Origin of the sequence: Prevotella sp. LMAG:51 (genome assembly GCF_008680225.1) — a bacterium.
Taxonomy (GTDB): Bacteria; Bacteroidota; Bacteroidia; order Bacteroidales; family Bacteroidaceae; genus Prevotella; species Prevotella pectinovora.
Genome location: NZ_NALQ01000020.1, coordinates 1 through 8,419 on the forward strand (window position 1 = coordinate 1; position 8,419 = coordinate 8,419).

An 8,419-nucleotide genomic window follows, 5' to 3' on the forward strand; every position below is an offset into this window, starting at 1 on the left:
ACATAATTGTCGGCAAACAACGGATAGCCTTCCCAGTCACTGTCGTTGAAGCGCAGACTGATATCGTCGCTGAGATCTATATCGCGGAGAAGCAACTTCAGACCAGGAGCCTGACAACAGTTGTAGACATAATGCGGAGACTTCCAACCGAGAACGTGCTTGGCGCCTTCTGTCAGCATTCCCTTGAAGCCCATAGAAGCTGCCACATTGCCTATCTCGTCGCTATAGATGAGCGAGGAGTTGCGCAATACGGTAGGACGCTTGCCGAAATATTCTTCCATCTTCGACATCTGCCTCCTGACATCGGCGATGAAACACTCGTCGTTGGCAAGAGAGGAAAGTCCGTGAGAATATGGCTCGGCCAGGAATTCCACGCAGCCAGTGTCGTTGAGTTCCTGAAGCTTGGCTATCACCTGTGGGGCATGCAACTCAAGCTGCTCGAGACCAACTCCGGAAAGCGAAAAGGCAACCTTGAAATAGTCGCCGTTTTCTTTTATCATGTCAAGGAACGCATTGAGCGCAGGCATATAAGAACGCTCGGCTATTTCGCCTATGCTTCTGTCGTTCTCATAGTCGTCATAATAGTAATGGTCTGTTCCAATGTCAAAGAAACGGTATCTCTTCAAATGGACTATCTGGTGTATTTCAAAATATAAGCAAATTGTTTTCATCTTATATAGATTTTTTGTTAATTATCATATTGACTAACGCGAAAGCAGCTGGTCGTAGAGTTTTCTTATCCTCAAGCCCACCTTCTCCCATGTAATCTGGTCGACTTCCTTCTTGCCCTCCTCCTGGAGATAATGGAAAAGGCTGTCATTGTGGCAGATGGAGTAGATGGCGTCAGCAAGGGCGTGAACGTCCCAATAGTCCACCTTAATGCAGTTTGTGAGAATCTCGCCGCAACCACTCTGCTTGGAGATTATCGTAGGCGTGCCACATTGCATAGCCTCCAAAGGCGAGATTCCGAACGGCTCGCTGACAGACGGCATGACATAAACGTCGGAATCCTTCAAACATTCGTAGACTTCCTTGCCTCTCATGAAGCCTGGGAAGTGGAAACGGTCGGCAATGCCTCTCTTGGCAGCAAGATAAATCATCTGGTCCATCATGTCACCGCTGCCTGCCATGCAGAAACGCACATTACGGGTGCGATGCAGCACCATATTGGCGGCCTCGACAAAATACTCCGGCCCCTTCTGCATTGTGAGCCTACCGAGGAAGGTCACAATCTTCTCCTTGCCGGTGTGGTCGGGGCGAGGAATGTCCTGTAGCTCCTGACGCAATGGATAAACGGCATTGTGCATGGCAAAGCACTTGCGTGGGTCCTGATGGTATTGGTTTATCACTGTCTGGCGTGTCAGCTCAGACACACACATGATGCAGTCGGCATTATCCATTCCGTCTTTCTCAATAGAATACACCGTAGGGTTCACATTTCCTCGGCTCCTGTCAAAATCCGTGGCATGCACGTGGATGCAGAGCGGTTTGCCACTAACCCGCTTGGCATGGATGCCGGCTGGGTAAGTAAGCCAGTCGTGGGCGTGGATAATGTCGAAATCCTCGGTGCGAGCCACCACTCCAGCTATTATGGAATAGTTGTTTATCTCATCGTGGAGATTTGACGGGTAACCGCCGGCGAAATCCATGCATCCAAGCTCGTTGACATACATATAATTGAAATCCGCATAGAGATGATCGCGCAGACGATAATAATAATCGGGGTCCATCACATTGCCGATTCTACTCTTCACATAGTCGTAGTCTACGTTGCGCCAGGCTATAGGCACACAATTCATCGCCACGATACGCGCTGCTGTATGGTCCTCATCACCAAATGGCTTTGGCAAGCACAATGTTATGTCAATGTCGCCCTGGGCATGAAGACCCTGAGTGATTCCGAAATTTGCAGTTGCAAGACCACCGTATACATGAGGAGGATACTCCCAGCCAAACATTAAAACTTTCATACTGTCTTCCTCCTTATATTATATCTGTGTATTTTTCCAATATACTCAAAGTGCGCAATGTCTCTCCTACATTCATCGCAAAGGATATGGCTCCGCGAGCCTTGAACGGAGGGTTGCCGTCGAACATCTCGGGCAGGGTGCCGAGGCAGTTTGTCTGCATCTCGTCCTCATATCCCACCAGCTGACGCTCGATGAAGCTGAGCCTCGTGCGACGATATATCTTGAGACATGCTTCCATATAGAAACCGCCAAGCCATGGCCATGCCGTGCCCTGATGGTAAGACAGGTCACGCTGCACCTGCGGACCGGCACATATAGGATTATAGCCGCCGCTCTTTGGCGAAAGGGTTCGCATGCCCTTTGGCGTGAGCAATTCCCTGGTACAGACATCAAGGATGCTTTTACGCTGGTCTGCCGTGAGAGGCGAATAGTCGAGAGCTATGGCAAACAGCATATTAGGTCTGACGCTCCAATCCATCATATTGCCGTCGACATAGTCGAAAAGATAGCCATAGTCATTGAGGAATGTTTTTACGAACGACTCTTTGCATCGTGCCGACAATTCCTCAAGCGTCTCCGTAAACTGAGCGTCTCCTTCTATCTTGTTGAGTCTTGCGGCAAAGCCCAAAGCATTATACCACAAAGAGTTGATTTCCACTATATATCCGTTGCGAGGTACGACAAGTCTGCCGTTCACAGTGGAGTTCATCCATGTCATGACCTTACCCTTTCCGTCAACATATACAAGACCGTTATCTTCTACACGCATATATGGATGTTTGCCTTCCAAGAGGAAATGGAGAATGTCAAAAATGAATTTGCCATATTTCTTAAGGCATTTCTCATCACCTACCACTTTGGCATACTGCTGAATAGACCATATTGCCCATAATGGCACATCGGGCTGGTCTATCTCGGATAGACTAACGGTAACGGGTTTCTCACGCATGAATTCCTTATAACCCTTCTCGGCAGTAGCCATCACCTTTTCAAAGTAGCCCACTTCGTCTATTGACAATGTAAGACCAGGGAGGGAGATGAACGTGTCTCTAGCCCTGCTCTTGAACCAAGGATAACCGGAGAGCAGATAACACTCAGAACCATTCTTGGTGTTATGGAACTGGTGAGCGGCATTTACAAGACAATGGTAGAAATTGTCTCTCGGATTTCTTTCGTCAACTTCCTTCTGGAAGAGTTTCAGCAATCCTCCAGTCTTGATCTCTGACGTTGAGGCTGAAAAGACAATACTCTCGCCCTTCTTGATTTCTGTCTCAAAATATCCAGGCACATAAAGATCCTCATAAGAATCGTAACCCCTCTCCTGTTCCTTTGGATATTCTATTCCTCTATACCAGTCAGGATGGAAGACAAACTCGTTGCCCTTACTGAACTGCATATACAAATAAGGATAACCTTTATACATCTGGGTCTTGATTCCGTTGTCTACAAGCTGGTAATCCCTATTTGCCGCTGAATTCTCATGAGTAAACTCCCTGACGCTTCTGAATGCCATAAACGGGCGGAAGCGAAGCGTTGTGGAACTATGGGCGTCAAGCAAAGTATATCTCAGAAGAATCCTGTCCTCATAATGCTGGAACACGACTTCTTTCTTCAGAACGACTCCCCCGACACGATAAATGGTAGTCGGCACACTGTCACAATTAAATTCACGGATGTACTTGTGGCCATTGGGGCTGAAGTTGTTTCCGCGATACTTATGAAGGCCAAGATTGAACTCGGCACCATGTTGAACTACTGTAACGTCCAACGAGGAGAGCAATACATGATTTTCTTCATCCAATTCAGGAACGGGCACTACCAACAACCCATGATACTTGCGAGTATTACAGTCAACAATCGTCGAACAAGAATACGCGCCAGACCGGTTGGTGCGGAGCAGCTCTCTGGAAAGAGACTCTTCCAAATTGGTCATCAGACTTCTTTCAAATCGAAGATAGCTCATAATATTCTATTAAGGTGTTAATACATTTATTATGTTATACCAAACTTGAAGCATAGAAACCATACAATCGTTTGGCACTTCAAAAATAATCATAATTATTAATTCCACAAAATAATGTGTTCATTTTTTCGGAACAAATCCGGAATAGATGTTATATAACATAAAAATTGAGTGTAAAGTTTAAACATTTAAGAAAAAAGCAGTATTTTTGCAAATTGAAAAGAGTCTAAGGACAAAACAACTCAAACAGCACAATAGGTTTTGGTAAATGGTAAAAGTCAAAGAAATTAGCACGGAAAAGATTGAAGATATCATTTTTAGCCTGTGGGAACCACTGACAGACAACGAGAAAAAGATAATTTCAGAGAATATAACGGTTGAGGAGTACAACAAGAACGACTATATATACAAAGAACTGGAAATACCTGAAAGCATCAAATGGCTCATCACAGGAAAGGTAAAGATATGCAAAAGCGGCGCAATGGGACGCGACCAGATTTTGCGTACAATACGCCAGTCAGAGATATTCAGCTTCAGAGCATATTTTGCAGAAGACGACTATCTCACGTCGGCAATTGCATTTGAACATTCGATTGTTGCTTCGATGCCTATGAAGCTGGTTGTCAAGCTGATGCACCAAAACAACAATGTATGTATGCAACTAATCAAACAACTGGCAATAGAACTGGGAAAAGCTGATTGCAGGACAATAAACCTCACACAGAAGCATATCCGCGGCAGACTGGCAGAAACGCTAATTATACTTAAAGACAGATATGGGATTGAAGCCGACGGATATACAATGAGCATATACCTCAGCAGAGAGGAGCTCGTCAGCATGTCTAACATGACAACGAGCAATGCCATAAGAACCCTTTCCGCCTTCGCTGCTGAAAAAATCATAGCGATAGACGGAAGGAAAATAAAAATCATCAACGAGAACGAGTTGAAAAAGATATCCGAAAACGGATAAATACAACACTACTACGCCCTACACTATTTACCCATTAACGGTCATTAGTCCACAATGTCGTATTTGACGGATATCTGCCATAATGAGAGACAACATATAATAGTAATTACTCAGGAATAAGGAAATTGATGACTTCCTGCTCCACCTCTATACTATACTCACCGACTGGTGTCTTGAGCAGTCTGCCGTCTACGGATACCATAGCATGAGAAGCATCAAGAACATCAACACGACGAGTACGATAAGGGTGTACGCTCTTGTGGTTGAGAAACTTACCTGTAAACAAAAGATAAAAGCCTTCTATCAACTGCATCATCTCTGGATGGTAAACCACCGAGACATCAAGCAACCCATTATACGGCACAGCATTGGGCGTCTGGCCATAACCCTCAGCGTTGCCAACACATACAGTCATCACCTTACGCTTGACAACATCATTGTTTATTTTCAGATGCATCTTGTATTCCAGACGCTGGAACACCATCAAAGCCATAGAGAACAGGTATGACAAAGTACGCGAACCAAGAAGACGACGAGTCTGGTTTCTGAGATTCATTATTGCAGACAACAGTCCTATATTAACACAATTAAGGAAATAACGATGACACTTTTCGTTCTTCTTATTTGTATATCGGATACAACCGAGGTCTACCTTCCTTATCCTCCTTTCTTGAAACCATTTTATGGTCTGCTCAGGCTCACTCTCCTTGAACCCCCAATAACGGGCAAACTCATTCATCATTCCATTTGGAATAACTCCAAGAGCTATTGATTCACGAGTAGCCTTGTCGGTACTCATCAGACAATTCACGGCATCATTAAGCGCAGAATCTCCACCGACAACAACTATAGTCTTATAGCCATTGCTGATAAACATCGAGATTAGCCGAACCACACTGTCGCTACTCTCACTCTGAACGAAATCATAGTCGATTTGATACGCATTGAGTATCTTCTCTATTTTCTTCCAACGTCGCATCGGACTTGTGACACTGTGCTTAGGGCAATAAAGTATTCCCCAACGAGTTTGCTCTTTCATAATACCTTCTTTATTTCGTTAATTTTCTCTTCCATACTATCAGCTGCATCTATCCAATGGATAGTAAAACCACGACGCTCCATACCACGAAACCATGTCATCTGCCGTTTGGCGAATTGATGTATTGCAATCTCTAATGAACGGTGCATCTCTTCAAACGTCGATTTCCCTAATATATATTCTGTCACGAACTTATACTCAAGTCCATAATATATGAGGTCGTCGGCAGGTATGCCAGAATCAAGCAGGGATTTCACTTCGTCAACCATTCCGTCCTGAAGGCGTTGGTCAAGTCTCCGCGTGATTTTCATGCGACGCAAATCCCTGTCTATGCCTACACCGATAATAACATTGTCTATCTTCGGAAATGTCCTTTCTTCAATATGCGCCTCTTTGTACGCCATCTCAATTTCTATGGCACGTATTGCACGTTTAGAAGTATCGACATCCGTAGAATTGTGCATATTGGAGTTGTTTTCAGCCTTTAGACGTTCGAGAATTGACGTCAATTCGAGAAGGGATTTTCCCTCAAGTTTATGCCTCAGCTCTTTATTTTCCGGCACTGGAATAAGTCTGTACCCCTTGAGCACCGACTCTATATACAAACCGGTTCCACCACACAAAATTACATTCTTGCCACGACTCCTTATATCATTATACGCCTCAAGAAAGTCCCTCTGATACTCAAATAGGTTATACTTGGTGCCTGGCTCAACAATATCTATCAGATGGTAAGGCACACGCTTGCCATCAACGACATAGTCCGCAAGGTCTTTTCCTGTACCAATATCCATTCGCCTGTACACCTGACGACTGTCAGCAGAAATTATCTCTGCAGACAGTTCGGCTGCAAGATGTGCGGCAATATCGGTCTTGCCACTTGCCGTAGGGCCAAGAATTGTTATCATCGGTATCATTTCGGCTATATCAAGTTACGTTTAAAGTTAGAAATACAATATTGGTTTACAAAATTAATAAAAAAAGACCGCACGGCAATGCCGAACGGTCTTTTTTTTATAATTGCGGAAAAAACGCCAATGAATTAACCATTGTGCTTCTTCATGATCTTGATCAGGTCAACAACCTTGTGAGAGTAACCGATCTCGTTGTCATACCAAGAAACAACCTTTACGAAGTTGTCTGTGAGGTATACACCTGCGTTAGCGTCGAAGATAGAAGTCAATGGGCAGCCAAGGAAGTCAGAAGAAACAACAGCATCCTCTGTGTATCCGAGTACACCCTTCAACTCGCCCTCTGAAGCAGCCTTCATAGCAGCGCAGATAGCCTCCTTAGTAGCAGGCTTTGCGAGGTTTACAGTCAGGTCAACTACAGATACGTCCAATGTAGGTACACGCATAGAGATACCTGTCAGCTTGCCGTTCAGCTCAGGGATAACCTTACCTACAGCCTTAGCTGCACCTGTTGTAGAAGGGATGATGTTGCCAGCAGCGGCACGACCACCTCTCCAGTCCTTCATAGAAGGTCCGTCAACAGTCTTCTGTGTAGCTGTTGTAGAGTGAACAGTAGTCATCAAACCGTTCTCGATACCGAAGTTGTCATTCAGCACCTTAGCGATAGGAGCCAAGCAGTTAGTTGTACAAGAAGCGTTAGAAACGATCTTCTGTCCGTTGTATTTGTCTGTGTTTACACCGCAAACGAACATGTCTGCCTGATTTCCGTTAGCGTCAGCCTTTGAAGGAGCAGAAAGCACTACGTACTTAGCACCTGCCTTCAAGTGCTTCTCAGCCTTATCATAAGCGAGGAAGAGACCTGTAGACTCTACTACATACTCTGCACCTACCTCGTCCCACTTCAAGTTCTCAGGATCACGCTCAGCAGTAACGCGGATGTGGTTTCCGTTAACGATCAACTCGCTCTTCTCAACATCTGCCTCAACTGTACCGTTGAAACGTCCGTGCATTGTATCATACTTCAACATATATGCCATGTAATCTACAGGGCAAAGATCGTTGATAGCTACAACCTGAACTTCTTTTGCGTTCTCAGCCTCACATGTTGAGCGGAAAACGAAACGGCCGATACGACCAAAACCGTTAATACCAATCTTAATCATTGTAATGTTTATTTTAAGTTGAAAATAATAAAATATTTCTTTTAAATTACATGCCTAATCAGTTATACCTGAATTCTACTATTATATAAAAGAGAAAATTAGCATCCACTTTAAACTTTTCCCTCTTTAACGGCGGCAAAGTTACAAAAAATATCTATATTTGCATCAACTTTAATTATTAAATTATATAAAAATAATCTATGGGCAAATTTATAAATGAATTTAAGGAGTTTGCGGTAAAAGGAAATGCCGTTGACATGGCAGTCGGTGTGATTATCGGTGGCGCTTTCGGAAAAATCATATCTTCTATAGTGAACGACATCATCATGCCGCCCATCGGATGGCTTATCGGAGGTGTCAATTTCAGAGATCTGAAAGTAACACTGCCATCGGTTGACGT

Annotated in this window: 8 protein-coding genes; 2 read left to right on the forward strand and 6 right to left on the reverse strand. The window is 44.3% G+C overall.

Features of this window, described 5'->3' with window-relative positions; genetic code table 11:
- The 3 genes from CCC32_RS06995 to CCC32_RS07005 all read right to left on the reverse strand — a co-directional run.
- Nucleotides 1-671, reverse strand: a 671-nt coding sequence (locus CCC32_RS06995) for a glycoside hydrolase family 57 protein (RefSeq protein ID WP_287073290.1), incomplete at its 3' end; no start/stop codon positions are given.
- Between the two features lie 33 nt (nt 672-704).
- Nucleotides 705-1,970, reverse strand: coding sequence for a glycosyltransferase family 4 protein (locus tag CCC32_RS07000; protein WP_287073292.1), 1,266 nt, complete (start codon nt 1,968-1,970; stop codon nt 705-707).
- 13 nt (nt 1,971-1,983) lie between these two features.
- On the reverse strand, nt 1,984-3,933 hold the full coding sequence (locus CCC32_RS07005) for a glycogen debranching enzyme N-terminal domain-containing protein (protein WP_278840870.1): 1,950 nt from the start codon (nt 3,931-3,933) through the stop codon (nt 1,984-1,986).
- 268 nt (nt 3,934-4,201) lie between these two features.
- On the opposite strand from CCC32_RS07005, the gene CCC32_RS07010 reads away from it, so the two are divergent.
- A complete protein-coding gene (locus CCC32_RS07010) occupies nt 4,202-4,906 on the forward strand; it encodes a Crp/Fnr family transcriptional regulator (RefSeq protein ID WP_287073297.1) in 705 nt (234 codons plus the stop codon).
- 106 nt (nt 4,907-5,012) lie between these two features.
- Here the strand turns inward: CCC32_RS07010 and CCC32_RS07015 are convergent, their stop codons facing one another.
- The 3 genes from CCC32_RS07015 to gap form a co-directional block, all read right to left on the reverse strand.
- Nucleotides 5,013-5,945: a diacylglycerol/lipid kinase family protein gene (locus CCC32_RS07015; protein WP_044064428.1), complete on the reverse strand. Its 933-nt coding sequence runs from the start codon at nt 5,943-5,945 to the stop codon at nt 5,013-5,015.
- Nucleotides 5,942-6,853, reverse strand: coding sequence for a tRNA (adenosine(37)-N6)-dimethylallyltransferase MiaA (gene miaA, locus CCC32_RS07020; protein WP_082027860.1), 912 nt, complete (start codon nt 6,851-6,853; stop codon nt 5,942-5,944). Before miaA ends, CCC32_RS07015 begins: the two co-directional genes overlap by 4 nt.
- A 134-nt stretch (nt 6,854-6,987) precedes the next feature.
- Nucleotides 6,988-8,019, reverse strand: coding sequence for a type I glyceraldehyde-3-phosphate dehydrogenase (gene gap / locus CCC32_RS07025; RefSeq protein ID WP_287073301.1), 1,032 nt, complete (start codon nt 8,017-8,019; stop codon nt 6,988-6,990).
- Nucleotides 8,020-8,219: 200 nt separating this feature from the next.
- Here gap and mscL point away from each other — a divergent pair.
- Nucleotides 8,220-8,419 (forward strand): large conductance mechanosensitive channel protein MscL (gene mscL / locus CCC32_RS07030; protein WP_287073304.1); only part of this gene is annotated, 200 nt, incomplete at its 3' end.

Bases quoted from the DNA above. Each gene is read 5' to 3' on its own strand.
- miaA (WP_082027860.1), bottom strand. From the start codon at position 6,853: ATGATAACAATTCTTGGCCCTACGGCAAGTGGCAAGACCGATATTGCC.
- CCC32_RS07015 (WP_044064428.1), bottom strand. From the start codon at position 5,945: ATGAAAGAGCAAACTCGTTGGGGAATACTTTATTGCCCTAAGCACAGT.
- CCC32_RS07005 (WP_278840870.1), bottom strand. From the start codon at position 3,933: ATGAGCTATCTTCGATTTGAAAGAAGTCTGATGACCAATTTGGAAGAG.
- gap (WP_287073301.1), bottom strand. From the start codon at position 8,019: ATGATTAAGATTGGTATTAACGGTTTTGGTCGTATCGGCCGTTTCGTT.
- CCC32_RS07010 (WP_287073297.1), top strand. From the start codon at position 4,202: ATGGTAAAAGTCAAAGAAATTAGCACGGAAAAGATTGAAGATATCATT.
- CCC32_RS07000 (WP_287073292.1), bottom strand. From the start codon at position 1,970: ATGAAAGTTTTAATGTTTGGCTGGGAGTATCCTCCTCATGTATACGGT.